Source organism: Bradyrhizobium sp. CCGUVB23 (assembly GCF_024199885.1).
In the GTDB taxonomy this organism is placed as follows: domain Bacteria; phylum Pseudomonadota; class Alphaproteobacteria; order Rhizobiales; family Xanthobacteraceae; genus Bradyrhizobium.
This window is the reverse complement of record NZ_JANADQ010000001.1, coordinates 5,847,011-5,872,098: the sequence shown is the minus strand read 5'-3', so window position 1 is coordinate 5,872,098 and position 25,088 is coordinate 5,847,011. Positions and strand designations below refer to the sequence as shown.

25 protein-coding genes are annotated in these 25,088 nt (G+C 65.8%); 6 read left to right on the top strand and 19 right to left on the bottom strand.

The window, feature by feature from the left end:
• Positions 1-110 precede the first annotated feature (110 nt).
• A complete protein-coding gene (gene mutL / locus NLN62_RS26995) occupies positions 111-1,922 on the top strand; it encodes a DNA mismatch repair endonuclease MutL (protein WP_027523046.1) in 1,812 nt (603 codons plus the stop codon).
• A gap of 35 nt (positions 1,923-1,957) precedes the next feature.
• On the opposite strand, the gene rsmD is transcribed toward mutL, so the two are convergent.
• Both rsmD and NLN62_RS26985 read right to left on the bottom strand, forming a co-directional pair.
• On the bottom strand, positions 1,958-2,512 hold the full coding sequence (gene rsmD / locus NLN62_RS26990) for a 16S rRNA (guanine(966)-N(2))-methyltransferase RsmD (protein ID WP_027523045.1): 555 nt from the start codon (positions 2,510-2,512) through the stop codon (positions 1,958-1,960).
• Positions 2,513-4,432 carry a pseudouridine synthase gene (locus tag NLN62_RS26985; protein ID WP_027523044.1) on the bottom strand — a complete coding sequence of 640 codons (1,920 nt, stop codon included), beginning with the start codon at positions 4,430-4,432 and terminating at the stop codon, positions 2,513-2,515. It lies immediately after the preceding gene.
• 119 nt (positions 4,433-4,551) lie between these two features.
• On the opposite strand from NLN62_RS26985, the gene NLN62_RS26980 reads away from it, so the two are divergent.
• Positions 4,552-5,010, top strand: coding sequence for a nucleoside deaminase (locus NLN62_RS26980; RefSeq protein WP_035662390.1), 459 nt, complete (start codon positions 4,552-4,554; stop codon positions 5,008-5,010).
• A 126-nt stretch (positions 5,011-5,136) separates the two neighbouring features.
• Here the strand turns inward: NLN62_RS26980 and NLN62_RS26975 are convergent, their stop codons facing one another.
• The 5 genes from NLN62_RS26975 to NLN62_RS26955 form a co-directional block, all read right to left on the bottom strand.
• A complete protein-coding gene (locus tag NLN62_RS26975; RefSeq protein ID WP_254110887.1) occupies positions 5,137-6,039 on the bottom strand; it encodes an alpha/beta fold hydrolase in 903 nt (300 codons plus the stop codon).
• A 151-nt stretch (positions 6,040-6,190) separates the two neighbouring features.
• Positions 6,191-7,474, bottom strand: coding sequence for a phosphoribosylamine--glycine ligase (gene purD, locus NLN62_RS26970; protein WP_254110886.1), 1,284 nt, complete (start codon positions 7,472-7,474; stop codon positions 6,191-6,193).
• Positions 7,475-7,599: 125 nt separating this feature from the next.
• The gene (locus tag NLN62_RS26965; RefSeq protein ID WP_027523040.1) at positions 7,600-7,899 is read right to left on the bottom strand and encodes a transcriptional regulator; all 300 of its coding nucleotides are present in this window, start codon (positions 7,897-7,899) and stop codon (positions 7,600-7,602) included.
• 4 nt (positions 7,900-7,903) lie between these two features.
• Positions 7,904-8,455 (bottom strand): hypothetical protein, encoded by a 552-nt coding sequence (locus NLN62_RS26960; protein ID WP_254110884.1) that lies wholly within the window; start codon positions 8,453-8,455, stop codon positions 7,904-7,906.
• Positions 8,452-9,462: an alpha/beta hydrolase gene (locus tag NLN62_RS26955; protein WP_254110881.1), complete on the bottom strand. Its 1,011-nt coding sequence runs from the start codon at positions 9,460-9,462 to the stop codon at positions 8,452-8,454. Before NLN62_RS26955 ends, NLN62_RS26960 begins: the two co-directional genes overlap by 4 nt.
• A gap of 139 nt (positions 9,463-9,601) precedes the next feature.
• On the opposite strand from NLN62_RS26955, the gene xseA reads away from it, so the two are divergent.
• Positions 9,602-11,215 carry an exodeoxyribonuclease VII large subunit gene (gene xseA, locus NLN62_RS26950; RefSeq protein WP_254113719.1) on the top strand — a complete coding sequence of 538 codons (1,614 nt, stop codon included), beginning with the start codon at positions 9,602-9,604 and terminating at the stop codon, positions 11,213-11,215.
• Positions 11,216-11,444: 229 nt separating this feature from the next.
• Here xseA and NLN62_RS26945 read toward each other — a convergent pair whose 3' ends face one another.
• Both NLN62_RS26945 and NLN62_RS26940 read right to left on the bottom strand, forming a co-directional pair.
• Positions 11,445-11,594 carry a hypothetical protein gene (locus tag NLN62_RS26945; RefSeq protein WP_156944520.1) on the bottom strand — a complete coding sequence of 50 codons (150 nt, stop codon included), beginning with the start codon at positions 11,592-11,594 and terminating at the stop codon, positions 11,445-11,447.
• A 218-nt stretch (positions 11,595-11,812) separates the two neighbouring features.
• Positions 11,813-12,643 carry a dienelactone hydrolase family protein gene (locus NLN62_RS26940; RefSeq protein ID WP_254110879.1) on the bottom strand — a complete coding sequence of 277 codons (831 nt, stop codon included), beginning with the start codon at positions 12,641-12,643 and terminating at the stop codon, positions 11,813-11,815.
• Positions 12,644-12,827: 184 nt separating this feature from the next.
• Between NLN62_RS26940 and NLN62_RS26935 the strand changes: the two genes are divergently transcribed.
• Positions 12,828-13,055, top strand: coding sequence for a DUF2093 domain-containing protein (locus NLN62_RS26935; protein ID WP_027525049.1), 228 nt, complete (start codon positions 12,828-12,830; stop codon positions 13,053-13,055).
• A gap of 16 nt (positions 13,056-13,071) precedes the next feature.
• On the opposite strand, the gene NLN62_RS26930 is transcribed toward NLN62_RS26935, so the two are convergent.
• The 7 genes from NLN62_RS26930 to NLN62_RS26900 form a co-directional block, all read right to left on the bottom strand.
• The gene (locus NLN62_RS26930; protein WP_254110877.1) at positions 13,072-13,389 is read right to left on the bottom strand and encodes a hypothetical protein; all 318 of its coding nucleotides are present in this window, start codon (positions 13,387-13,389) and stop codon (positions 13,072-13,074) included.
• Positions 13,390-13,550: 161 nt separating this feature from the next.
• Positions 13,551-14,567 carry a tetraacyldisaccharide 4'-kinase gene (gene lpxK, locus NLN62_RS26925; RefSeq protein ID WP_027525047.1) on the bottom strand — a complete coding sequence of 339 codons (1,017 nt, stop codon included), beginning with the start codon at positions 14,565-14,567 and terminating at the stop codon, positions 13,551-13,553.
• Entirely contained in the window at positions 14,560-15,894 is a 1,335-nt protein-coding gene (locus NLN62_RS26920) for a 3-deoxy-D-manno-octulosonic acid transferase (RefSeq protein WP_254110875.1), read from the bottom strand. Before NLN62_RS26920 ends, lpxK begins: the two co-directional genes overlap by 8 nt.
• Complete coding sequence (locus tag NLN62_RS26915) at positions 15,857-16,570, bottom strand: lysophospholipid acyltransferase family protein (protein WP_254110873.1); 714 nt, start codon at positions 16,568-16,570, stop codon at positions 15,857-15,859. Before NLN62_RS26915 ends, NLN62_RS26920 begins: the two co-directional genes overlap by 38 nt.
• Positions 16,567-16,815 (bottom strand): DUF4170 domain-containing protein, encoded by a 249-nt coding sequence (locus tag NLN62_RS26910; RefSeq protein WP_027525044.1) that lies wholly within the window; start codon positions 16,813-16,815, stop codon positions 16,567-16,569. Before NLN62_RS26910 ends, NLN62_RS26915 begins: the two co-directional genes overlap by 4 nt.
• A 59-nt stretch (positions 16,816-16,874) precedes the next feature.
• Positions 16,875-17,693: a 3'(2'),5'-bisphosphate nucleotidase CysQ gene (locus tag NLN62_RS26905; RefSeq protein ID WP_027525043.1), complete on the bottom strand. Its 819-nt coding sequence runs from the start codon at positions 17,691-17,693 to the stop codon at positions 16,875-16,877.
• On the bottom strand, positions 17,680-19,077 hold the full coding sequence (locus NLN62_RS26900) for a TldD/PmbA family protein (protein WP_254110871.1): 1,398 nt from the start codon (positions 19,075-19,077) through the stop codon (positions 17,680-17,682). Before NLN62_RS26900 ends, NLN62_RS26905 begins: the two co-directional genes overlap by 14 nt.
• Before the next feature lie 278 nt (positions 19,078-19,355).
• On the opposite strand from NLN62_RS26900, the gene NLN62_RS26895 reads away from it, so the two are divergent.
• Positions 19,356-19,874, top strand: coding sequence for a DUF6101 family protein (locus tag NLN62_RS26895; RefSeq protein ID WP_254110869.1), 519 nt, complete (start codon positions 19,356-19,358; stop codon positions 19,872-19,874).
• A 78-nt stretch (positions 19,875-19,952) separates the two neighbouring features.
• Here NLN62_RS26895 and NLN62_RS26890 read toward each other — a convergent pair whose 3' ends face one another.
• The 3 genes from NLN62_RS26890 to NLN62_RS26880 form a co-directional block, all read right to left on the bottom strand.
• Positions 19,953-22,160, bottom strand: coding sequence for an outer membrane protein (locus tag NLN62_RS26890; protein ID WP_254110867.1), 2,208 nt, complete (start codon positions 22,158-22,160; stop codon positions 19,953-19,955).
• Positions 22,161-22,468: 308 nt separating this feature from the next.
• Positions 22,469-23,398 (bottom strand): 4-hydroxybenzoate octaprenyltransferase, encoded by a 930-nt coding sequence (gene ubiA / locus NLN62_RS26885; RefSeq protein WP_254110865.1) that lies wholly within the window; start codon positions 23,396-23,398, stop codon positions 22,469-22,471.
• Positions 23,395-24,060, bottom strand: coding sequence for a hypothetical protein (locus NLN62_RS26880; RefSeq protein WP_254113716.1), 666 nt, complete (start codon positions 24,058-24,060; stop codon positions 23,395-23,397). Before NLN62_RS26880 ends, ubiA begins: the two co-directional genes overlap by 4 nt.
• Positions 24,061-24,271: 211 nt before the next feature.
• Here NLN62_RS26880 and NLN62_RS26875 point away from each other — a divergent pair, with 211 nt between their 5' ends.
• Positions 24,272-25,027, top strand: coding sequence for a 16S rRNA (uracil(1498)-N(3))-methyltransferase (locus NLN62_RS26875; protein ID WP_254110863.1), 756 nt, complete (start codon positions 24,272-24,274; stop codon positions 25,025-25,027).
• Positions 25,028-25,088 lie beyond the last annotated feature (61 nt).

Here is a 25,088-nt window from a genome sequence, read left to right as displayed (position 1 = left end):
TGGCAGCTCAAAGCTGGAAATGTCCTATATTTGGTATGTGGGAAGCTCAAGCTTCCACATGCATTTGCGTCCGGGCGACGTTAGACTGGGTCTCTTCGCCGAGTGAACCCATGCCCGTCCGCCAACTTCCCGAACAGATCGTTAATCGCATCGCCGCGGGCGAGGTGGTGGAACGGCCTGCGAGCGTGGTCAAGGAACTGGTCGAGAACGCCATCGATGCCCGCGCGAGCCGCATCGACGTCTTCACCGATGGCGGCGGCCGGCGGCGGATCGGCATCACCGACGACGGCAGCGGCATGACGGCGAGGGACCTGTCGCTCGCGGTCGAACGCCACGCCACGTCCAAGCTCGATGACGAGGATCTCCTGCAAATCCGCACGCTCGGGTTCCGCGGCGAGGCGCTGCCCTCGATCGGCTCGGTTGCACGGCTCTCGATCACCACGCGCCACGCCAGCGAACCGCATGCCTGGGCGCTGTCGGTCGAAGGCGGCGAGAAGTCCGAGATCATGCCGGCAGCGCTGGCGCATGGCACGCGCGTCGAGGTCAACGACCTCTTCTATGCGACGCCGGCGCGGCTGAAATTCCTGAAGACCGACCGCACCGAGGCGGAAGCCATTCGCGAAGTGGTCAGGCGGTTGGCGATGGCGCGCCCCGACATTGCCTTCACGCTCGCCGGCGAGGAGCGCGCGCCGGTGACCTGGGCCGCTGCCCTGCCCGGCGCCGCCGGCCGGCTGACGCGGCTCGGCGATATCTTGGGCGCGGAGTTTCGCAGCCATGCGATCGAGGTTCATGCCGAGCGCGACGGCGTCGTCGTCGCGGGTTACGCGGCTGCCCCCGCTCTGACAAAGGCGAATGCGCTCGGGCAATATCTCTTCGTCAACGGACGCCCCGTGCGCGACAAGCTGATCCTGGGGGCGGTGCGCGCGGCCTACTCCGACTATCTGCCGCGCGACCGCCATCCGGTGCTGGCGCTGTTCGTCACGCTCGACCCGCGCGAGGTCGACGCCAACGTGCACCCGGCCAAGACCGAGGTACGGTTCCGCAATGCCGGGCTCGTGCGCGCGCTGATCGTACACGGATTGAAGGAAGGTCTTGCGCGCGAGGGACGACGCACCGCCGCCAATAGCGGCGGCAGCGCGCTGTCGTCATTCCGCCCCGCGTTCGCGCCGCGCCCGGGCAATTGGGACTGGCGGCAGTCGCCATCCGCCCCGACGGCGCCGCTGCCGTCCTTCGAGGGCACCGCTGCGCCGGCTTTCGCGGAGCGCGTGCAGGCCGCCTTCGACGTCGGCGCGCCGACCGCGGATGTGAGAATCGAGACGCAGCCCGTCGGCGATCTGGTCGACCGTCCGCTCGGCGCGGCGCGCACGCAGATCCACGAGACCTACATCGTGTCGCAGACCCGCGACGGCCTCATCATCATCGATCAACATGCCGCCCATGAGCGTATCGTCTATGAACGGCTGAAGGCGTCGCTGGCGAAGAACGGCGTGCAGCGGCAAATCCTCCTGATCCCCGAGATCGTCGAGATGGACGAGGCGACGGTGGAACGGCTGCTAGCGCGAAGCGACGAGCTGGCTTCGTTCGGGCTCGCGATCGAATCCTTCGGTCCGGGTGCCGTTGCAGTGCGCGAGACGCCGTCGCTGCTCGGCAAGGCTGACGCAGGTGGATTGTTGCGCGATCTCGCCGAGCACATGGCCGAGTGGGACGAGGCGCTGCCGCTGGAGCGCCGCCTGATGCACGTCGCCGCCACCATGGCCTGCCACGGCTCGGTGCGCGCAGGCCGTCGGCTCAAGCCGGAGGAGATGAACGCGCTGCTCCGCGAGATGGAGGAGACGCCGAACTCCGGCCAGTGCAATCACGGCCGGCCGACATATGTGGAGCTGAAGCTCGCGGATGTCGAGAAGCTGTTCGGGCGGAGGTGAACCGACGCTGCTGTAGGGTGGGTTACTAACCCACCCTACGGAGCCTTCAAAAACACGAACTCCGTGTCGTCATAGGCGCGCCGCTCCAGTTCCTCGAAGCCTTCGGGCGCGGTGAACTGCGCGGCCTTCGCTTCTTCGACCACCAGCAGCGCCCCCGGCGTGAGCCAGCCCCCGTCGCGCAAGCTCGCGAGCGCCCGCTCGGCAAAACCCTTGCCGTAGGGTGGATCGAGGAACACCAGCGAAAACGGCTCGACGGGATGCGCAGGCCCAAGGTCCGTCGCATCGCGACGATAGACCTTCGTCACACCGCCCAGGCCCAGCGCCTCGACATTGTTGCGGAGTAGCGCACGCGCCTCGGCGCCGTTGTCGACGAACAGCGTGAATTTCGCGCCGCGCGAGGCCGCCTCGATGCCGAGCGCGCCCGTGCCGGCGAAGAGATCGAGCACGCGCGCGTCCTCGATCGGATCGTCATAGGCGTGCACGAGGATGTTGAACACGGACTCGCGCAAACGATCCGCCGTGGGACGGATGTCGCGCGAGGACGGCGCGGCGAGATTGCGCCCCTTCAATCGTCCGCCGACGACGCGCATTTACTCGTCTTTCGGACTGAGATCGCGCTTGCCGTGATAGCCTCGCTTGGGACGGCGCGGCGGGCCGTAGCCGCTCGCTTCCATCTCGTTGCGCTCGCGCGCCTCCTCGCTGCCGGTGCGCTGCACCAGCACGCGGCGGCCCTTGCGGTCGTTGATCACGGCGCGCTTCATCGGCTTCTCGCGCGGAGCATCGTCGTCGCGGGAGGCGGATTTCGAGGGCACGTCGAACTGCGCGCCCGACTTCTCGATCACCTTGTCACCGAGCTGTTCGCGCAGCACGCGTGACTTGATCTCGTCGACCTGGCCTTCAGGAACCTCGCCGAGCTGGAACGGACCGTAGGACACGCGGATCAGCCGGTTCACCTCGAGCCCGAGATGGGCGCAGACGTTGCGCACCTCGCGGTTCTTGCCTTCGCGGATCGCGAACACCAGCCAGACATTGGCGCCCTGGTCGCGCTCGAGCGTGGCGTCGATCGGGCCGTATTTGACGCCCTCGACCTCGATGCCGTTCTTCAATTGATCGAGCTGCGCTTGCGTGATCTCGCCATGGGCGCGGACGCGGTAGCGGCGCAGCCAGCCGGTGTCCGGCAATTCGAGGGTGCGCGCGAGGCCACCATCGTTGGTAAGCAGCAAGAGACCTTCAGTGTTGAAGTCGAGCCGGCCGACGCTGATCAGCCGCGGCAGGCCTTCCGGCAGGTTGTCGAACACGGTCGGACGACCCTCGGGGTCGTCATGCGTCGTCATCAGCCCGCGCGGCTTGTGATAGAGGAACAGCCGCGTGCGCTCGCGCGGCGGCAACGGCTTGCCGTCGACGGCGACGACGTCATTCTGCGTCACGTCGAGCGCCGGCGAGTTGATGACGCGGCCGTTGACGGTGACGCGGCCCTGCGTGACCATCTCCTCGGCATCGCGCCGCGAGGCCAGGCCAGCGCGCGCCAGCACCTTGGCGATGCGCTCGCCGGCCTTCTTCGGCTTCGGCTCGTCCTCACGACGCGGCCGCCGGTCGAAATCGCGATCGCGATCGCGCTCGCGATAGGCGCCGCGGCCGCCGAAGGCCGGACGCTTGGTGAAGATCTGGCTGTCGTCCTCATTGTCGCGGCGCGGCCGGTCGCGGAAGCGGCCTTCGCTGCGCGGATGCTCCTGCCAGTCCATGCGGCCCTCCGGCCGCTTGTCGCGCGGCCGGCCAAACTTGGGACGGTCTTCGCCAAAGCGTTCCTCGCGTGAGCGCTGGAAACGCGGACGATCCTCACCGCCCTCCTCGCGCCGCCGCGAGAAGCGCGGACGGTCTTCGCCACGGCCACCCTCGCGCCGGTCGTCGCGCTGACGCCACGGCTTTTCCTCACCGCGATCGCGGCCACCAAAATCCTTGCCAAAACTCTTGCCAAAAGACTTGCGCGGACGATCGTCGCGGTCGCGCGGGCGATCGCCAAAGCTGCGCTTGCGATCCCCGCCTTCGAAGTTGCGTTTGCCTTCGAAATCGCGGTCGCGGCCAAAGTCCTTGCGCGGCCGGTCGGAGCCACCGCGCGAAAACTTCCGGTCCTCGAACCGCCGCTCGGACCGCTCGCCGCGCGGCGCGCGCTCGTCACGGTCGAACTGCGGACGATCTCCGCGCGGCTTGAACGGACGGTCGCCACGCGGCTTGAAGCTGCGCTCGCCGCGATCCTCGCGGCCGCGGTCGTCGCGCTTGAAGCGCGGCCGGTCACCATAGTCGCGCCGCGGTGCATCGCCATCCTCGCGGCGGCGGAACGGCCGGCTGTCGCGGTCGCCGCGGGAGGGGCGCTCGTCACGATCGCCCTTGCCGGCAAAGCCGCGCTTGGCGAACTTCTTCTCGGGGCCGCGCGGCTTGCCGGTGCGGCCCTTGGACGGGCCTCGATCACGCCGGCCGCGGGAATCGTTGTCTTTGTCGCTGTCGCGGGGCATGAATAATCTCACTTAGGGGGTGGCCAGAAAGCATTGTGCGCGCTCGTTCCGAGCCGCATGCTCAGGCAAAATCGGTATCCACTCTTGCTGAAGGCGGAGCTAGTAGCAGGTTTCTGGCAATGATACGAGGCATGAAAGCCCCTTCTTTCATGGATTTGGCGCTCAAAACGGCCGAAAATGCCGGAAAATCGGGCGAAGTTCCGATCGGATGCGTCGTGGTGCGCAATTACGAGGTCATCGCGACTGCCGCCAACCGGACGCTGACCGACCACGACCCCACGGCCCATGCCGAGATCATCGCGCTGCGCGAAGCCGCCAGGAAGATCGGCAGCGAGCGGCTGGTCGATTGCGACCTCTACGTGACGCTCGAGCCCTGCACCATGTGTGCGGGCGCGATCTCCTTTGCAAGGGTCAGGCGGCTCTATTACGGCGCGGCCGACCCCAAGGGCGGCGCGGTCGAGTCCGGGGTGCGGTTCTTCGCCTCCCCGACCTGCCACCATACGCCAGAGGTCTATTCGGCCGTCGGCGAGAGCGAGGCGGCGCGGCTCTTGCGCGAGTTCTTTCGCGAGCGGCGGTAGGCGCCACACATACCGCTGTCATGCCCCGGCTCGACCGGGGCTCCAGTACGCTGCGGCCTATCGATTCTAGCACAACCGTCTCGGAGTACTGGATCGCCCGGTCAAGCCGGGCGATGACAGTGTGGCTCAAGCCGAGAAAAACTCGCGCAGCGCCTTTGCGGTGACATCGGGGTTTTCCTCAGTCAGGAAGTGCCCCGAGTCCACCGGCATGCCCTCGACGTTGGTTGCCCATTGCTTCCAGGTGTCGAGCGGCGTGGCGGCGGCCTGCGCGATGCCGGCGTTGCCCCAGAGCGCGAGCATCGGGATCGTGATCTTCTTGCCGGCCTCGAAATCCGCCTTGTCGAGCTCGTAGTCGAAATAGGCACCGGCACGATAGTCCTCGCACATCGCATGCACGCGGGCGGGGTCGCGGAACGGGACGATGTAGTGCGCGAGCGCGCGCTTGTCGATCGCAGCCAGCGTCTTCGACTTGGTCTGGCTGGCCATCTTGAAGCGCAGGAAAAACTCGCCGTTGCTCGCGATCAGCGTCTCCGGCAATGGCGCGGGCTGCGCCAGGAAGGTCCAATGATAGATCTTCAGCGCATACTGCCGGTTCATGCGCTCCCAGTAATCATAGGTCGGCAGGATATCGAGCACGGCAAGACGCGACAGCCGGCCGGGATGATCGAGCGCCAGGCGATAGGACACGCGCGCGCCGCGGTCGTGGCCGGCGAGCGCGAAGTGCACGTGGCCGAGTTGCTCCATCGCCTCGACCATGGCGTTCGCCATCGCGCGCTTGCTGTAGGGCGTATGCTCCGCATCGCTGCCCGGCATGTCCGACCAACCATAGCCCGGCAGGTCGGCGATGATCAGCGTGAAGCGGTCGGCAAGCTGTGGCGCGACGCGGTGCCACATCACATGCGTCTCGGAGAAGCCGTGCAGCAGCAGGAGCGGCGGCCCCTTGCCGCCGACGCGGGCAAAGATGCGGCCCGAAGAGGTGTTGATCCATTCGGAGGCAAAGCCGGGATAGAGGTCGGCGAGATCGGACATGAGTTTCCTTCCCTCAAATGTCTTTTCCGGCCCGCTTTAACGAGCGGCCACGGCGCCCCCTAACCAAAATGACGAAAACAACCCCATGCAAAGTAGCACGGCGGTTGCCGGCACGCGCGCGTCCGATGCGCGCGTGCCGGAAAAACGACAGTCAGATCTTGGCCTTCTCCGCTTCCACCGCCTGCCAGCCGATGTCACGGCGGCAAAAGCCGTCCGGCCAGCTGATACGGTCGACGGCCTGGTAGGCGCGCGCCTGCGCCTCGGTCACGGTCTTGCCGAGTGCACAGACGTTGAGCACGCGGCCGCCATTGGCGAGGATCGCGCCGTCCTTCGCCACCGTGCCGGCGTGGAAGATCTCGACGGTGTCGATCTCAGCGGCCTCGTCGAGCCCGTCGATGCGGGTGCCCTTCTGGTAGTCGCCGGGGTAACCCTTCGCCGCCATCACGACCGTGAGCGCGGATTCCGGATACCAGCGCAGATCAAAATGCTTCAACTCTCCGTCGCAGGAGGCGAGGAGCGCCGGCACGATGTCCGACATCATGCGCAGCATCAGCACCTGGCACTCGGGATCGCCGAAACGGACATTGAACTCGAACAGCTTTGGGCCCTGCGTCGTCAGCATGATCCCGGCATAGAGCACGCCGCGGAACGGCGTGCCGCGCTGCTTCATGCCGGCGACCGTCGGCAGGACGATCCTTGCCATGATCGCATCATGGATCGCCGGCGTAACCAGCGGCGTCGGCGAATAGGCGCCCATGCCGCCGGTGTTCGGGCCGACGTCATGGTCGAACACGCGCTTGTGGTCCTGGGCGGAGGCCAGCGGAATGGCCGTCTCGCCGTCGCACAGCGCAAAGAAGCTGATCTCGCGGCCTGGCAGGAATTCCTCGATCACGACCTCGGCGCCGGCCTCGCCAAAGGCGCCGTCGAACATCATGGCGATGGCGTCTTCGGCCTCGCGAATGGTCTTGGCGACCACGACGCCCTTGCCGGCGGCAAGGCCATCGGCCTTGACCACGATCGGCGCGCCCTGGCTATGGATATAGGCGAGCGCATCCTCAGGCTTGGTGAAGCGCTTGTAGGCGCCGGTTGGAATGCCGAATTCGGTGCACAGCGCCTTGGTAAAGCCCTTGGAGCTTTCCAGCTGGGCAGCCGTCTTGCTCGGCCCGAACGCCTTGATGCCGGCAGCTGCAAGAGCATCGACGATGCCGGCCGCAAGCGGCGTTTCCGGGCCGACCACGACAAGCTCGACCGCATTCGTCTTGCAGAAGTCGATCACGGCGACGTGGTCGGCGACGTCGAGCGCGATGCATTCAGCTTCGCGGGCGATCCCGGCGTTGCCCGGTGCGCACCAGAATTTGGTCACCAGAGGAGACGCCGCGATCTTCCATGCGAGGGCATGTTCGCGGCCGCCGGAACCGAGCAGGAGAATGTGCATGCGAGTCTCGAAACGGGGGTGTGCTGGACGCGTCGGTCGCACGAATCCGCGCTGGCCTCAAGGGGGCCGGCAGTCATTCCGGGCTCGCGCCCAAGTGGGCGCGCCCCGGAATGACGGCGGGATGGCTAACCCTGCTTCCCCGCAATGATCTCCTGCAACGTCGCCACATGCCGCGCGAATGCGCCGCGGCCCGAGGCGGTCGCGGTGACGGTGGTCTGCGGCTTCTTGCCGACGAAGGCTTTCTCCACCGAGACGTAGCCAGCTTTGGCCAGCGTTTCGATATGCGCGCCCAAATTGCCGTCGGTGGCGCCGGTCAGCTTCTTGAGCCGGGAGAATTCAAGGCCCGTCGCCGCCGGCAGCGCGTTCAGCGCCGCCATGATCTTCAGGCGCAGCGGCTGGTGGATGATCTCGTCGAGCTCGGCCATGGCGCTAGCTCCGCCGCATCCAGAGGCCGCCGAGGATCAGCCCGCCGCCATTGACGAAGGCCATCCACAGCGGAAAGGCCTCGCCGATGTAGAAATAGCCGATCAGCGTCAGCGCGGTGATGCCGAGTCCGATCGCTACGAAGGCGTTGCCGAACCAGAGGCCCGCCAGCGCGTAGAACAGCATGAAATAGATGGTCCAGAATGCGCCCTGTTGGCGCGGCGTGAAGTGCCCGAGCACCAGCGCGCAAAAATAGCCGAAGGCAACGAGCAGTAGGAAAGCAATAAACGCCCTGATATCGAAGGTGCGGACGCCTGTCCTGGCTCTATTGGACGCGCTGACGACAAACGATCCAGCGATGCCGAAAACATAGACCGCAAACCAGATGTAATAGCCCTGGCGCGGCCAGAGATAGGTTGCGACGTTCGCCGCGAATACAAGACCACCCCAGAGGATCATCATCAGGCTGGCGAGATCGTAGATGCGCGATTGCCGCACGCGCTGGACGATGTCATCGATCTCGGCCAGCGCTTCGGAGGCCTGCTTGCTGTCGATCATGACTGCCCTGCTCCCCGCGTTGCGACGTCTTCGGCGATCGCCGAGACGGCCTTCGGATTGGTGACGATGCCCATGTGGTTGATGCCTTCGATCATCTTGACGTCGACCGACGGCTTCACCGCCTGGACGGCCTCCGCATATTTGTCGGAAATCATTATCTCGTCGTCGGCGGCGCCGAAGATCGTCATCGGGCGCGTGACATTGGGCAGATCGACGCGATAGCCGCGGGTGGCGAAGTTGCGCATCAAGCGGTCGGAATAGGTGGAGACGAGGATCTTCTCGTAATTCGGTGGCACGGCGAAGGCGAGGACCGGAAGCTGCGAGCAGCAATCGATGCCGAGCTTGCGCAATGCCGCGAGGCCGAAGAAGCGCGGCCGGTCGGCATTGGCCCAGCCGCCGGAATTCGGCTTGTTGGTGGGTGCGTCATAGCCAAGATAGGGCGCGAGCAGCACGGTGCGCACGAACATGTCCTGCATGATCGGCGTCGCGGCAACACGCAGCGAGAAGCCGCCGCCGGCGGAATGACCGATCAAAGTGAGCGGCAGGTCCGGCGCGGTCTTGCGGACGAGTGCGACGAAATCGACGAGATCGTCCTCGAGCTGGCCAACATAGCCGATATCGCCGCGCGTGCCGGAGGCGCCGTGACCGCGCATGTCGAGCGCCCAGGTCTCCACCCCGCGCGCGGCGAACGCCGCCGTCAGCGCGTGATTGACGGTGCCGCTTGAGCCGGAGGAGCCGTGGATGAAAACCACGCCGCCACCGCTCGCCCGCCCTTTCGGGGCGTAATGCCGGTAGCCGAGCCAGGTGCCGTCGCGGGCCTGGAAGCGCTCGAGCGACGGAAGCGTGGACCAGTCGATGCCCTTGGCGGAATCCGAGACGGAGCGCATCTCGGCAGGCCGCTCCAGCGGAGTCGCGATCAGCGCGGTCAGCAGCAGCGCAACGGCGCCAACCGCACACAGGCCCCATTTCAGCAGGCTCAAAGCACCTCGCAGCAACCGGATCGCCATGGCTCAAGCTCCGTTAGACTCATCATCAATAGAGAACTCTATACTACAGAGTGCTCTTTTGAGTCAATTACCCGATTGGCGCTTGGATGCGAAAATCCCTAGTTTGAGTTTCGATCCCCAAATGCCGAATCGTTTGCCGATGCCATCAGCGGAACCCCTGCTCAACACACCCGAATTCACCGTTTCCGAGCTCTCATTGTCCCTGAAGCGGACGGTCGAGGATACCTATGGCCACGTCCGGGTCCGCGGCGAGATCTCCGGCTTTCGCGGCGCCCATTCCTCCGGGCATTGCTATTTCGCGCTCAAGGACGAGAGCGCCAAGATCGAGGCGGTGATCTGGAAGGGCGTGCACGGGCGGATGCGCTTCAAGCCGCAGGAGGGCCTCGAGGTCATCGCGACCGGCAAGCTCACCACCTACCCCGGCTCCTCGAAATACCAGATCGTGATCGAGGCGCTGGAGCCGGCCGGCATCGGCGCGCTGATGGCGCTGATGGAGGAGCGCAAGAAGAAGCTTGCCGCCGAAGGCCTGTTCGACGAGGCGCGCAAGCAAATCCTGCCCTGGCTGCCGGAGGTGATCGGCGTCGTGACATCGCCAACCGGCGCCGTCATCCGCGACATCCTGCATCGGCTCGAGGACCGCTTTCCCCGCCGCGTGCTGGTGTGGCCGGTCAAGGTGCAGGGCGAAGGCTCGGCCGAGCAGATCGCGGCCGCGATCCGCGGCTTCAATGCGCTGCCGGAGGGCGGCAAGATTCCGCGGCCCGACGTCTTGATCGTGGCGCGCGGCGGCGGTTCGCTGGAGGATCTCTGGTCGTTCAACGAGGAGATCGTGGTGCGGGCAGCGGCCGAGAGCATGATCCCGCTGATCTCGGCAGTCGGCCACGAGACCGACATCACGCTGATCGATTTCGCTGCCGACAAGCGCGCGCCGACGCCGACGGCGGCCGCCGAGATGGCGGTGCCGGTGCGCAGCGATCTGTTCGTCGAGGTCGCCGATCTCGCGCGGCGTACCCGCGCCTGCTGGCAGCGCGGCCAGGAGAGCCGCCGCAACGAGCTGCGCGCCGCTGCGCGCGCATTGCCTGCGGCAAGCGATCTCCTGGCGATCCCGCGGCAGCGGCTGGATTCGGCGGGCGCCGCCCTGCCCCGCGGGCTCAACGCCAACACCCATGCGCATTTCCGCCGTTTCGCCGCGACCAGCGCGCGGCTGACGCTGCGGGTGCTGCACGGCCAGATCGCGCAGGCCGATCATCGCCTCACGGTGTGCGGCGAGCGACTTGGGCTGTCCGCGCGATCCTTGTTGCGACGGCGGCGCGACCGCTTTGCCGGGCTCGAGGTTCGCTTACGCGCCTCAAAGCTCTCCAATGCGCAGGCGCAGCGCAATACGATCGCCCGCCAGCGCGAGCGCACCCATCGCCTTTCCGAGCGCGCGAGCCGCGCGCTGACGACGCTGCTGCAGCGGCTCGATGCCCGCGTCGAGAACAGCGGAAAACTGCTCTCCGCGCTGTCCTATCGCGGCGTGCTCGCACGCGGCTTTGCGCTGGTGCGCGATGAGGCCGGACATCCCGTACATGCCGCGGTTGCGATCGGGCCGGGTGCGCGCGTCGAGATCGAGTTTGCGGATGGACGGGTCGGCGCGACGGCGGATGTGGATCGGCCGGCGCCTGAGGCACGCGCGCAGCCCAAGGCGGCATCACGCGAGGCGAAGCCGGCGCCGAAGCGGATGGCAAAGCCGGTGGATCAGGGCAGTTTGTTTTAGGAACGGCGGCGTCGCTCGGTTTTGCTGTGAACGGTGCCTCCCCGCCCACAGCTGTCATTCCCCGCGAAAGCGGAATCCAGTACGCCGCGGCCTCTCCGTATTCGTCACCGTCTCTGGAATACTGGATCGCCCGGTCGAGCCGGGCGATGACGACAGAGAGTGCGGATCGCGCCGGCCTCAAGCACACGCCTTAAGCTGCTCTTGTCAGATTGGGGCGCGCAGCCGCGCCCTACCGGCAGGACAATCCCGCGTCGATCGTGGTCCAGAAGCCGCAATGTTCCGGTGTGACCAGCGGCGCGCCGGCGTGGGCCTCGAACAGCAGGATCGCGATGGTGAAGACGACCAGCGCGGAGGAGAACAGGAAGAAGCGGTTCATCATGATGAATGGCGTTTAGCGGATATCATGGTCGAACTATGACAGGTTGCCGCAGGATTTGCGCTGAAACCGACGTCGCGCGCAATCCGTAGCTCTACGCTGTCGGCCATGACGACCTGTGCAGGGCGGTGGTCGATGCGGAGCTGTCCGCTACGACGTTGTTCCTCGGGCGGCCCCGCTTGGGGAACCAGCGCGTAGCGTGTAGCCCCTACGCAGCTCCCTCACCTTGCCAGCCACTCCGCGACCTGCTTCTGCGAATCCGCGCGGGCCTCGTTGTCGGTGCCGACATGGCCGCGATCGGGCGTTGCCACGTCGGGGCTCGTGGCCGGCGCGTGCAGCGGGAGATTGGCGAGGTCGAAATCGTGATAGGCGCCGGGGTAGACCACAATGCGCGCCAGCGCGCTGCGACCATAGGCGCCGTCCACCATCTGGCGGCAGGCCGGCGGCGAGGAGATGTCGTCCTTGCCGCCGATCAGCAGCAGCGTCGGCACGCGCGTGCTCCAGCCGAGCCCCGCCGAGATGCGGCAGTCCGGATAGAACGCGATCGCGGCGCGAAAATCCGGCGCCCCGTCACGGCCGGAGTTTTGCGGGCGCACGGCCCAGAGCAGCGCGCTGGCACCATTGGCCCAACCGATCAGGCTGACGCGGTCGCGCGCGACCCAGGGCTGCTTCATCAGCCAGCCGCGCGCCGCCGCGATATCGGCAACGCGCTCGCGCCGCGCCTTGACGCGCACTTCCTTGACACGGCATTGCGGCCCGAGCTCGCGCGAGCCGTAGCTGTCGGGCCACAGCACCGCATTGCCGGCCTTGAGCAGTTGCTCGGACCAGTCGCGGTAGCGCGGCAGCACGGGATCGGAATGGCCACCGAGGCCGCCGCAGCCATGCAGCGCGATCACGGTCGGAAACGGGCCATCGCCGTCAGGCTTGTAGAGCTGCGCGTGCAGTGTTCCCGAGCCAAGCGGAATCTCGATCGCCTGCGGCGCGGGCGCGGGCGCGGCGCGCGCGGCCGACATCAGGAGCATTGCCAAGAGAACGGTGAACAGAAGGCGCATCGGAGACTGCCAGGTCATGAGCGGACCGGGACCAACGATCCTTCGCCGCAGAGTTATCATGCGGAAATGCCCGCAAAACATCACAAATCGGTGGGTTTAACGAGCGGACAAGCGACCCTATCTATGCTAGATCGAAATTCAGACATCACGCCCCTCACGCGGGCTTCCACGGAGACGATCGACCGTGCTGAACAAGTTCGGCCCCTCGGGCCATGGCGAAGCGCAGGTGCAATATCTGGACGGCGATTTCCGCGTGATCTCGCCGGGGACCTATGTGCGCTGCGCCGTGACCGACACGCGGATCCCGCTCGACGAGCTGAAATACTGGAGCGTCGACCTGCAAGAGGCCTACGCCCAACCGACCGCCGTGCTGCAACGGCATTTTCCGCGCGCGCTGAAGTCGCAGGAGTGACGCCCGCAGACCGCATCTACTGCTCCGCACTTTCCATCCCCACACAGCTCTTCACGAAATCCTTCCTGGGCTCGCCGACGACCTTCTGATCGATCGCCTGCTTGAGGCAGTCGAGGCGCGCCTGCGCCATGCAAAGCTGCATCTGGTCGCGCTTGTCCTGGCCCTTCAGGCTCTGCGTCGTGGCAAGGCACGTGACACGCTTGGTCGCGGGAACCGGCACCGTGCTCGTCTGGCTGCCCGGCGCAGCCGCCTGCGGCGATGACGTCTGCGCCGACACGGACGCAACGATCAGACATACGAGACTGGCGGCAACGGCGATGGACGACAGCTTCACGCGAATACTCCTGTTCGAGCCTGCATCGATAGGAAGCATTCGATGAACGTCGCCTGAATGGGCGCTGCGTAGGGTGGGTTAGCGAAGCGTAACCCACCTCTTTGCTTTCCGCGCGTCAGGAAAAGCGGTGGGTTACGCCTTCGGCTAACCCACCCTACAAATCATCGTCCGCCGAACCGGCTCTCTCTTGCCTTGAACAGGCTGTCGTTGACGAAACGGCGCAGCCCTGGCGCGTCGCCGAATTCGAGCGTGACGGCGAACGGCACGATGTCGGCGGCAAGGCCCGCCATGCCGCGCAAACGCGCGAGGTCCTTCTCGGTGGTGACGAGCGTGAGCTGCTCGCGTCTTGCTTCATCCACCATCGCGTCGATCTCGGCCTTCGAAAACATGTGATGATCGGCGAAGGGACGCGTGCGCGCGACGTCGATGCCGCAGGCGCGCAAGCTGCGAAAGAAGCGCTCGGGATCGCCGATGCCGGCAAACGCAAGCACCGGTTTGCCGAACAGCTGCGCCACCGATGCAGCTTCCGGCTTCAACCGCGCGCGCAGCACCGGTTTTCCGTGCGCGGCGATCTCGGCGGCGACGCCGTCCGCAGCCTCACCGTCGCCGATCAGAACAAGCGCGTCGGTGCGCGACATCTGCACTTGCAGCGGCGCGCGCAGCGGGCCTGCGGGAAACACCTTGCCGTTGCCGATGCCGCGTTCGCTGTCGATCACGATGAGCGATGCATCCTTCGACAGGCGCGGATTCTGAAAGCCGTCATCCATCAGGATCACGGTCGCGCTTTGCGATTTCGCAAGCGCGACGCCACTGAGGCGATCGCGCGCCACGACAACCGGCACCTCGCGCGCCATCATCAGCGGCTCGTCGCCGACATCGGCTGCGCCGTGCCTTGCAGCGTCGACCATCACGGGGCCCTGCAAGCGCCCGCCATAGCCGCGGCTCAGCACGACCGGAGTTTCGCCGAGCGCGCGCAGCAATTTGGTCAGCGCCAGCACCGTCGGCGTCTTGCCGGCGCCGCCGACATGATAGTTGCCGACGCAGAGCACGGGAATGCCGGCATCGAAACCTTTGCCCATCATGCGGCGCTCCGCGACCGCGCCATAGAGCGCGCCGAGCGGCCGTAAGAAATGCGACTTGAACGAACGTGGCCGGTACCAGAAGGCCGGCTCACGCATTGGCGGCTCCCATCTCGAGCCGGAGCTGAAGCAGATAGGGCTCGAGGGCCACGAGCGTGCGATCCAGCGCGCCACCGAGCCGCTCGACCACGCCATGGCCTGCGCGCTGCATCTTGTCGCGCACGGCAGGATCGGCGAGCAGCTGGCCGAGCTGCTTCACCAGCGCCTCCTGCGTCTCGGCTGCGCGCGCACCACCGCTTTGATCGAGCGCCTCATAGACGTCGGTGAAGTTGAAGACATGCGGGCCGTGGACGATGGCGGCGCCGAGCTTGATCGCCTCGATCGGATTCTGGCCGCCATGCCGGATCAGCGATCCGCCCATGAACACGATCGGCGACAGGCGGTAGAACAGGCCGAGCTCGCCCATGGTGTCGGCGACATAGACGTCGGTCGCAGCCGTCGGCAGCTCCCCGCGCGAACGCTGGCCCGGCTTCAGGCCCGAGGCCGTGATCAACCCCGCGATCGACGAGCCGCGATCCGGATGACGCGGCACGATCACTGTCAGCAGCGCGGGGAAGAAGCCGGCGAGCGTGCGATGCGCCGATATCAGCATCTCGTCCTCGCCCGGGTGGGTCGAGGCCGCGACGATGATGGGACGTCCCCGCGTCACCGCCATCAGCCGCTCGAGTTTTGCGGGATCGGCGGGCGGGGCCGGCACGTCGAGCTTGAGATTGCCCGTGGTCGCGACGTTCTGGCTGCCGAGCGCGGCAAAGCGCTCGGCGTCGGTCTTCGACTGCGCGAGGCAAATGTCGAACCTGGAGAGCAGCGCCGAGATCGTGCCCTGCACCCGCCGCCAGCGCGGGAAGGAGCGCGGCGACATCCGCCCGTTGATCAGGACCATCGGCACGCGCCGCGCGGCGCCCGCCAGGATCAGGTTCGGCCACAGATCGGACTCGATGAACAAAGCGAGCGACGGCTGCCAGTGGTCGAGGAAGCGCGCGACATAGCGCGGCGAATCATACGGCACGTATTGATGGATGACGTCGGGCGGAAAGCGCTTTGCCACCACCGCGGCCGAGGTCACCGTGCCTGAGGTCAGCAGGATGCGTAAATTGAGGTCGCGCAGCCGCTGGACGAGCGCGGCTGCGGCCAGCACCTCGCCGACGCTGGCGCCGTGAATCCAAACCAGCGGGCCGTGCGGCCGCACGTCATCGCTGAGGCCGCGCCGCTCGCCGACGCGGGCCGGGTCCTCCTTGCCCTGCTTGAGCCGGCGCTTGATCAGCGCAGGCGCGAGCGGCACCAGGCCGGTCGACAGCCGCTGGTACATCCGCAGCGTCATCGGCAGCGAATTAGCCATGATCCGGTTCCGGGCGGCCGAGTTGGGCATAGGCGCGGCGGGTCGCTTCGTTCAACGTCTCCTCCAGCTCCTGCCGCAGCGCCTCCATGGTGGCGGCGTCGGCGTCCGGCGGGACGTTGATTTCCTTGATGCCCACCAATGCGCCTCGCCCAAATGGCAAATTGATGGTGGTACGATCCCAGTTCTTGAGCCGGATGAAGCGGCTGGTCGCCATCGCGAAAGGCATGATCGGCCGCCCCGATTCCCGTGCCAGCATGATGATGCCGAGTCCGGCTACGCGCGCGCGCTTCGGGACATCGGCGGTCAGTGCCACATTATAGTTGTCCTCGAGCGCCTGCACCATTTCCCTGAAGGCCCCGACGCCACCTTTGCGGTGGAAAGCGCCGCCATGGTCGCCGGAGCCGCGGATGGTGCCGATGCCGAGCCGCTCCACCGCGATGGCGTTGAACTCGCCGTCGCGATGCCGGGAGATCAGGACCTTGGCCCGGTAGGACTCCTTGTTCTTGATGAACGGCGTCAGGAAATGCTGGCCGTGCCAGAAGGCGAAGATCGCCGGGATCCGCGGCTCGACCTGGCCGTAGACGTCGGGCGGATCGAACGTGAACTTGTTGGTCAGCCAGACCAGACGCAGATATTCGGCCGCCAGGAAACCGGCGGCACGCTGAACGAAGCTGCTTCGCAGCGTATTGCGAAGCAGTCTCTTCAACGCGCCGGCTTCGGTTCTTGACCCGGGTCGAGCAGCCGGTGGAGATGGACGATGAAATAGCGCATCTGCGCATTGTCGACCGTGCTCTGCGCCTTGGCCCGCCAGGCGGCGTGAGCGGTCGCATAGTTCGGATAGAGGCCGACGATCTCGACGTCGTCCAGGTTCTTGAACGTGTTGTGTTCGAGGTCGACGAGCTCGCCGCCGATGACGAGATGGAGCAGTTGTTGCGGGGCACTATCTGGCATGAGGTCTCTTCCTAACGGGCTGCCCGGCAAGCAGTGATCGATAAGCACAACGGATGCGCTCAGGGCAAGGGGCGCTTTCGAAAATGCGCGACAATGTTTGCATGACGATCGCGGCCCGCGGCCACCAGCACCCCGTGCGCCACTTCCCGGCGATTATAGAGGAGGGGATCTCCGGAGAGGTCGCTCATCCTACCATCCGCTTCCTGCACGATCAAATCGGCCGCCGCAAGGTCCCAGTCATGGCTGTTGCCCCCCGCAAAAGCCGCATCGAGTGCGCCATGGGCGACCCGGCAGAGACGCAGCGCCAGCGAGCCGATTCGCGGATGCAGCGTGATCTCGCCCAATGACGGCTTGAGGCGCTCGATCAGCGGCTTCGGTCCGGCAACCCGGGAAAAATCGAGCTCGGCCCCTTTCGTCGCCCGCACCGGCACGTCGTTCAAGGTCGTGCCCTGTCCGCGCGCGGCGAAGAAGAACTCACCGGTCGTCGGCGCAAAGACCGCGGCGAGAACAGGCGATGCATTCTCGACCAGCGCCACGCTGACGCACCAGTCGTCATGGCCATTGAGATAGTTGCGCGTGCCGTCGATGGGATCGACGACCCAGACCAGGCGCCGCTTCAGCCGCACCTCGTCGTCGGCGCTCTCCTCCGAGAGCCAGCCATAGTCCGGTGTCGCGCCGCGCAGGCGCGCTTCGAGGAGATCGTTGACGGCGATGTCGGCTTCGGAGACCGGCGAGGATGCGCCCTTGATCCACTTCTTCAGCTCGGTGCGGAACATCGCATGAGCGAGGTGGCCTGCTTCCCGCACCGTATCCTTCAGCAGCGCCGCGTCGCGTGTCAGGATATTGTCGTCCAAAGTGTTCGCGTCAGCGTCCGCCAAGCGTCAAACCCTCGATGCGCACTGTCGGCGCATTGATGCCGTAGCGGAACTGGAGATCGTTGGCCGGCTGCATCGACTTGAAGATCTCGAACAGATGGCCCGCGATCGTGACCTCGCTGACGGGATAGGTCATCTTGCCGTTCTCGATCCAGAAGCCCGAAGCGCCGCGGCTGTAGTCACCGGTGACGCCATTGACGCCGGAGCCGATCAGGTCGGTGACGTAGAAGCCCTGGGCGATGTCGGAGATCAGCTCGGCCGGCGTCGGGGTTCCGGCTTCGAGATGCAGATTGTAGGGCCCGGGCGAAGGCGAGGAGGAGACGCCGCGATGGGCGTGACCGGTGGTCTGAAGCCCAAGCTCGCGCGCGGTTGCGCAATCGAGCAGCCACGTCGTCAGCACGCCCTCGTCGACCAGCGCCTGGCGCTTCACCGCGACGCCTTCGGCGTCGAAGGTCTGCGAGCGCAGGCCGCGCTTGCGCAGGGGATCGTCGATGATGCGGATGTTCCCGGCAAAGAGCTGCTGGCCGAGCTTGTCCTTCAAAAAGCTGGTCTTGCGCGCGATCGAGGCGCCGTTGATGGCGCCGACGAGATGGCCGACCAGCGAGCCCGCGACGCGCGGATCGAACACGACGGGCACCTTGCAGGTCTCGACCTTGCGCGGATTGAAGCGCGCCACGGTGCGCTCGCCCGCGGAACGGCCGACCGTTTCCGGCGACAACAGATCCGCGGCATGCGGCGCTGAGGTGAAATCGTAGTCGCGCTCCATGCTGGTACCCTCGCCGGTAATCGCGGTCGCCGAGATGCCCTGGCTGGAGCGCAGGTAAGAGCCGTGGAAACCGGTGCTCGTCACCAGCACCATGCCGCCGATGCCGGCGGAGGCCGACGCGCCGCCGGATTTCGTCACGCCCTTCACGGCGAGCGCGGCGGCTTCAGCTTCCAGCGCGCGCCGCTCGAGCTCCGCGGTGGCGGGCACGTCGGGATCGAGCAGATCGAGATCCGGGAAGTCGCGCGCCAGCAGCGCGGGATCGGCGAGCCCGACATATTTGTCTGATGGGGCGACCTTCGCCATCGCAACCGCGCGTTCCGCAAGCTTGGTCACGGCATCGCCGCTGACATCATTGGTCGAAACCACCGCCTGGCGCTGGCCGACAAGCACGCGCAGGCCGACATCATCGCCCTCGGAGCGCTCGGATTCCTCGACGCGGCCGTCGCGGACCTCGACGCCCTGCGAGATGCCGCGCACGGCAACGGCATCGGCCGCGTCCGCGCCGGCGCGTTTGGCGGCCTCGACCAGCCGCTGCGCGAGATCTGACAGCGCGGACTGATCGAACAGGTCGCGGTTGGCTTTGGACGAAAGCGTCGAGCTTGCGGATGGTGAAGCGTTCACGAACGAAATCCTGTCGGGATTGGCGGTTTCGAAGCCAGTTGCGGCCAAGCCAACCAGATGTGCCCAATTGGAGCGGACTTCAAGCACTTTCAGGGCGCCAAAAGCTCAGATTCGCAGCTTCTGCGCAACGTTCCGTCAATCATGCGTGCCAAGGTCTTGTCAATCATGCCGGGCGGTGACGCCTCCTTAACCAGCCTTTTTAAGCCGTTTCCGTAAAGCCTCGCGCTAAGGTCCTCGCATCGACCGGGAACATAATCCCGGCGGGGAGACTAAGAGCCGTGAGGCGTCAAACAGCAACAAGCGGGGCCAATCCCGCCGGGTCGAGCCGCTCCTTGCGGCTCGACCCTCTTTCTCTGCCGGTCCGTTTCGATGCGCATGATCCGCGCGCCGACGGCCATGTCAGGCAGATCGAGCTTCATCGCGAACGCGTCGTGCTGCGGCGTGCCGTGCGCGGCATGCAGATGGCCGTCAACGTCCGCGTCAGCGATTTCACCGGTATCGCGCTGCGCGGCATCGACGACACGCAAATGCTCGTCCTCGTGCATCGCGATCCCTCGCTTGCCGTTCCGCTTCTCGTCAGTGCCGACACTGATGAGATCGCGACGGCGTGGACGATGTGGAGCGAAATCTTCGCCCTGCCCCAGCTGGACGAAGCCAAACGCGATCCGGCGCCGCGGCGCCGCCGCCGCAACGCGATCCGCGACCGCCGTCCGAAATTCCTGATGCGCCGGCGCACCGGTGTCGCCCGGGAACTTACCGTTCATCGCGGCGAACGCGAGATCATCGCAAGGAACTGAGCCCTAGCCTGGGTGCAGCAGATCAACGAAAAGGGCCGCCCCTAGGGACGGCCCTTAAAACATCGTCGCGCAGCCGCGTTATTGTCCGAACTTGTAGCTGACCCTGAGCCGCGCGACGTCGGTCGTCAGATGATTGTGGACGACGCAATTGCTTGCCGGATAGGGGGTACAAACATTTCCGCCATTGGCGAGAACGAGGTTTGCGTCACGATCCTGATACATCGTGTGCAGGAATTCACCACCAACAATCCAGTTCGGATTCAAGGCGTACTCCACACCCGCGCCGATCACGCCGCCCCAGAGCACCCCGCTGCGGTTGGCCGTAACTCCCGTGAGAGCACCGGAACCAAGCCCACCGCCGCAGCCCCCCGTCGAGTTGCAAAATTCGGTCCCGGTCTGCTTGACGTCGGCCCAGGCCGCGCCGCCGGTCACGTAGGCCAAGGCATTGTTGACCACCACGCCGGCGCGGGCCCGGATCGTTCCGCTGACATCTGCCTTGGCTCCAACGGTCATGGCGAAGGTGTCATCACCACCGATAACCGACTCTTTAAACCTGCTGTTACCGTTCACATCAGCTTCGATACCGACCAGACCTCTGCCGAACTGATAGTTGAAGCCGATTTGCGCGCCGCCGGTGAAGAAGCCGCTCGTGGGCGTCGCGGTGGAGCAATAATTGCAGGGATCATCGAAGTGCGACCTCGCCATTCCACCGCCAGCGTTGCCGCCGATGTAGAGGCCCGTCCAGTTGTAGAGCGCAGCCACCGGCGCCGCCTTCACTGAGACCGGTGCCTGGTCCCCGAACTTGTAGCTGACCCTGGCGCGCGCAACGTCGGTCGTTAGCTGATTGCGGACGACGCAATTGGCCGCGAGGCTACTGCCACAAGCGCTGGTGCCATTGGCAAGGATGATGTTCGCGTCACGATCTTCATAGACGGTGTGAAGGTATTCGGCGCCAACGATCCAGTTCGAGCCCACCGCGAACTCAACACCTGCGCCGATCACGCCGCCCCAGAGCGTGCCGCTACGATTGGCGGTGATGCCGGTGGGGGCGCCAAAGGTCGAGCTGGTCGTAACGTTGTTGAATTCGGTACCCGTCTGATCGACGTTCGCCCAGGCGGCGCCGCCGGTCACGTAAACCAGGGCGTTGTCGATCACGACACCGCTGCGGGCCCGGATCGTTCCGCTGACATCGGCCTTGCTGGCGACAGACATTGCTCGCGTCCAGGCGCCGCCAATGACGTAGCTCTTGAAGTCGCTGTTGCCGTTCACGTCGGCTTCGATGCCGACCAGGCCGCTCCCGAACTGGTAATTGTAGCCGATCTGCCCACCGCCGGTGAAAAAGCCGCCCGTGGGCATCGTGGACGAGCAATAGTAGCAGGGATCATCGAAGCGGGACGAGGCCATGCCGCCGCCGGCGTTGCCGCCGATGTAGAAGCCCGTCCAGCTATAGACCGAAGCCATTGCCGGAGCCTTTGCATAGCGCGGGCCGGCGCCGGCATAGGCATCGGTCGAGACCGGGACGGGATCGCCGAATTTGTAGCTGAGCCTGACACGTGCAACGTCTGTGGTGAGCTGGTCGCGGATGACGCAATTGGCCGTGGGGCGGGTTGCAGCGCATCCACTGGCACCAGCAGCAGTTACAATGTTGGCGCCACGGTCCTGGTACACCGTGTGCAGGAATTCGCCGCCAACTATCCAGTTCGGGCTCAGGGCGTACTCAACGCCCGCGCCAATCACGCCGCCCCACAGCACGCCACTACGGTTGGCGGTCAATCCTGTCGGAGCACCGAAGGTCGGGCTGGCAGCCACATTATTGAACTCGATCCCGGTTTGCTTGACATCGGCCCAAGCGGCGCCGCCAGTCGCGTAAACCAGAGCGTTGTCGATAACGAGACCGGCGCGGGCCCGGATCGTTCCGCTGACATCGGCCTTGGTGGTGACAGTCATAGCGCGACTCCAATCGCCGCCGAGGACCGTTCCCTTGAAGTCGCTGTTGCCGTTCACGTCGGCTTCGATGCCGACCAAGCCGCGACCGAATTGATAATTGTAGCCGATCTGCGCGCCACCGGTGAAAAAGCCGCGCGCGGGTGTCACGGATGCAGCATAAAAGTCGGGATCGTCGAAGTGCGACGAAGCCATGCCGCCACCGAGATTGCCGCCGATGTAGAAGCCCGTCCAACTGTAAACTGCCGCCGGAGCCTTGGTGTAGACCGGGGCGAGATCCGCCGCAGAGCCTGCCACCGTGGTGGCGAAAAGAGCAGCCGCGGCTGCGAGGGTGGTTCTCATGGCAATACTTCCAAATCGTCGGAGCCAAATCAGCCCAATAGCAAGTATGCTGATACGGCACTCTCTCCACCCAGACTATTGCCGCTCAGACACAGCCATGGAGATGCAATCGGATCACAGCGTCATTCGTGCCGGCCTCAAACGACAGTCATGGCGTCGCCACCCACGTCGCTCAAAGGCCAACCGTTGAAAATTGCATCGCAATCAAACACTTCCTCGCGCGCGCGGGCACGCCACAATTTTAAAGATGGGCTTACCATAAGCAGACGAAAGATGGTGGGCACGGCGCAAGCGCGCCTTTGCCCACCCTACGAAGCGCGCATCACTGCATCCGCGAGCAGCCCCGCAAACAGCAGCAATCCCGCGTGCTTGTTCGACTTGAACAGGCGCAGGCAGAGCGCTCCGTCGCTGATGTTCAGCCGCGTAATCTGCCAGGCCAGGTGCGCGGCGAAAGCGGCAAGCCCGAGCCAGGCCGGCCAGTGCACGTCAGCGGAGGCGAGCGCGACACCGATCAGCATCACCGCGAGCCCGTAGAACATGATCAGCGCCTGATGCGTGTGCGCGCCGAACAGGCGCGCGGTGGACTTGACGCCGATCAGCGCGTCGTCCTCGGCGTCCTGATGCGCATAGATCGTGTCGTAGCCGATCACCCAGGCGATCGAACCGGCATAGAGCACGAGCGCCGTCAGATCGACGCGCGCGAAGGTGACGGCAAAGCCCATCAGCGCGCCCCAGGAGAAAGCGAGACCGAGGAAGACCTGCGGCCACCAGGTGACGCGCTTCATGAAGGGATAGATGGCGACGATCACGAGCGAGGCGATGCCGGTCATGACCGCAAAGCGATTGAACTGGAGCAGTACGGCGAGGCCGACCAGCGCCTGAGCGACCAGGAAGGCCAGCGCCTGCTTCACGGTGATTTGCCCTGCTGGCAGCGGCCGCGAGCGCGTGCGCTCGACCCTGGCATCGAGGTCGCGGTCGGTGATGTCGTTCCAGGCGCAGCCCGCGCCGCGCATGACGAAGGCACCGACGAAGAACAGGACGACCGTGAGCGGCAGATGACGGATGTCGCGCGCCATGCCGGCTGCGAGTGCCGCCGACCACCAGCACGGCATCAACAGCAGCCATGAGCCGATCGGACGATCGTAGCGGGACAGCCGTAAGTAGGGCTGCGCCCATCGGGGCGCGAGCGTATCGACCCAGTTGCCGGTGGAATCGGCAACGCGGGACGCATCACTCATCGGCTCAGGACGTTGCCGTTGAGCGTGTCGAAGGTGTTGCCGCCCTTCTTGGCGACATTGACTTCGGGCGCCGACCCGGAGCCCACCACATCGCTCAGGGACGGGCCGGCCGGCCCGCGCTGCTTCATCTGCTGCGCCACCTGGCAGACCTTGTTCTGCATGCCCTCGCTGTTCTTGTGCCCGGCCTTCAACTGCTCGTTGATCTGCGGAGGAATTCCGCACTTGGCGGAATTGGTCTCGACATATTTCATCATTTTCACTTCGGCCTGGACGAAATTGCGGATCAGGCCGCAGGCCTCATCCGGCGGCGCATGGCGATCGCTTGCGGCCTTGATCAGCTTGCCGCGCTTCTCCGTCTCGTCCCGCAGCGCCATGAACGCCTTCATGCACTGCTCGGCGCCGGCGCTGGGCGCGCTCGGCGGCGCGGCGCTGAAGCCGCCGCCGACCGGCGGGGCACCGTTGGTCGGGAACGAAGCCTGCGGCGGTGGCGCCCCGATGCTGGCGACCGGCGCGCGGCCGTTGACCGGCGGAAAGGCGGAATCGTTCGCGGGGGCCGCAGCCTGGCCGGGCAGCGGCGCGGGGAACGCGCTCTGCGCCTGGACGCTGGCCGCGCCCATCGCCACCAAGGCGGCAGTGATCGGAACCATCAAGCGACGGATCATCAAGGCTGTATCTCCGGCAGGATCCACAGGGGGGCGGCGCCTTCCCAATTTGAAGCGCAACCGGCATTTTCGCGCTTTTACGATTCCTGCCGGCCCTTAACAACCCGTCGAATAGGGCAAGAGCGCGGCGCGGGGAAGCACGCGAGGGGCAATATTTACCCCTAAATCCCCGCTTTCGGTTAAGAACGGCCGCAAACCGGACCCTGAACGCATGCCTTCCCACGACTTCCGCGCCCCCCGCCTGTTCGTCGAGGCCGACCTTATCCAGGACACCAAGGTCGCGCTCGACCGTGACCAGAGCAACTATCTCGGCAACGTGCTGCGGCTTGGTGCCGGCGATGCCATCCTGGCGTTCAACGGCCGCGACGGCGAATGGCAGGCCGCTATCGAGGGCCGCAAGCGCCCCGATGCCCTGGTGATCCTCAAGCAGACCCGCGCGCAGGACGGACTGCCCGACCTCGTCTACGTCTTCGCGCCGCTCAAGCACGCACGGCTGGATTACGTCGTCCAGAAGGCGGTGGAGATGGGCGCCTCGACCCTTCAGCCGGTGCTGACCCGCTTCACCCAGGCATCACGCGTCAATGGCGAGCGGATGCGCGCCAATGCCATCGAAGCGGCCGAGCAATGCGGCATCCTGAGCCTTGCAATCGTGGCCGATCCGGTTCCGCTGGAGCGCTTTCTCAGCCAGCGCGCCGCGCAGCGGCTCCTGGTGTTTTGCGACGAGGCGGCGGAGACCGAAAGCCCGATCGAGGCCCTGAAAGCGGCGCGCGATGCGGCGCAGGGCATCGACGTGCTGATCGGTCCCGAGGGCGGCTTTGCCGAGGAGGAGCGCGCCCTGCTCCTGCGCCAGCCCCATATCCTGCGCCTGGCTCTGGGTCCGCGGATCCTGCGGGCCGACACGGCGGCGGTAGCGGCCCTTGCGCTGGTCCAGTCCGTACTCGGCGATTGGGGCGGCCAGCCGGGCTAGGTGACCATTAAGCCATTGGTCCATTGGAGGTCGAAACCGTCATCGGGCCATGCTAAGGGGC

What these genes read in the sequence shown, in the direction of transcription:
- NLN62_RS26910 (WP_027525044.1), bottom strand. Translation starts at nt 16,815, where the DNA reads ATGCCAGATAGTGCCCCGCAACAACTGCTCCATCTCGTCATCGGCGGC.
- NLN62_RS26890 (WP_254110867.1), bottom strand. Translation starts at nt 22,160, where the DNA reads ATGAGAACCACCCTCGCAGCCGCGGCTGCTCTTTTCGCCACCACGGTG.
- NLN62_RS26985 (WP_027523044.1), bottom strand. Translation starts at nt 4,432, where the DNA reads ATGCCCCGCGACAGCGACAAAGACAACGATTCCCGCGGCCGGCGTGAT.
- ubiA (WP_254110865.1), bottom strand. Translation starts at nt 23,398, where the DNA reads ATGAGTGATGCGTCCCGCGTTGCCGATTCCACCGGCAACTGGGTCGAT.
- purD (WP_254110886.1), bottom strand. Translation starts at nt 7,474, where the DNA reads ATGCACATTCTCCTGCTCGGTTCCGGCGGCCGCGAACATGCCCTCGCA.
- NLN62_RS26920 (WP_254110875.1), bottom strand. Translation starts at nt 15,894, where the DNA reads ATGCCCAACTCGGCCGCCCGGAACCGGATCATGGCTAATTCGCTGCCG.
- NLN62_RS26965 (WP_027523040.1), bottom strand. Translation starts at nt 7,899, where the DNA reads ATGGCCGAGCTCGACGAGATCATCCACCAGCCGCTGCGCCTGAAGATC.
- NLN62_RS26945 (WP_156944520.1), bottom strand. Translation starts at nt 11,594, where the DNA reads ATGATGAACCGCTTCTTCCTGTTCTCCTCCGCGCTGGTCGTCTTCACC.
- rsmD (WP_027523045.1), bottom strand. Translation starts at nt 2,512, where the DNA reads ATGCGCGTCGTCGGCGGACGATTGAAGGGGCGCAATCTCGCCGCGCCG.
- NLN62_RS26960 (WP_254110884.1), bottom strand. Translation starts at nt 8,455, where the DNA reads ATGATCGACAGCAAGCAGGCCTCCGAAGCGCTGGCCGAGATCGATGAC.
- NLN62_RS26955 (WP_254110881.1), bottom strand. Translation starts at nt 9,462, where the DNA reads ATGGCGATCCGGTTGCTGCGAGGTGCTTTGAGCCTGCTGAAATGGGGC.
- NLN62_RS26880 (WP_254113716.1), bottom strand. Translation starts at nt 24,060, where the DNA reads ATGATCCGTCGCTTGATGGTTCCGATCACTGCCGCCTTGGTGGCGATG.
- NLN62_RS26980 (WP_035662390.1), top strand. Translation starts at nt 4,552, where the DNA reads ATGATACGAGGCATGAAAGCCCCTTCTTTCATGGATTTGGCGCTCAAA.
- xseA (WP_254113719.1), top strand. Translation starts at nt 9,602, where the DNA reads ATGCCATCAGCGGAACCCCTGCTCAACACACCCGAATTCACCGTTTCC.
- NLN62_RS26975 (WP_254110887.1), bottom strand. Translation starts at nt 6,039, where the DNA reads ATGTCCGATCTCGCCGACCTCTATCCCGGCTTTGCCTCCGAATGGATC.
- mutL (WP_027523046.1), top strand. Translation starts at nt 111, where the DNA reads ATGCCCGTCCGCCAACTTCCCGAACAGATCGTTAATCGCATCGCCGCG.
- lpxK (WP_027525047.1), bottom strand. Translation starts at nt 14,567, where the DNA reads ATGCGTGAGCCGGCCTTCTGGTACCGGCCACGTTCGTTCAAGTCGCAT.
- NLN62_RS26875 (WP_254110863.1), top strand. Translation starts at nt 24,272, where the DNA reads ATGCCTTCCCACGACTTCCGCGCCCCCCGCCTGTTCGTCGAGGCCGAC.
- NLN62_RS26940 (WP_254110879.1), bottom strand. Translation starts at nt 12,643, where the DNA reads ATGCGCCTTCTGTTCACCGTTCTCTTGGCAATGCTCCTGATGTCGGCC.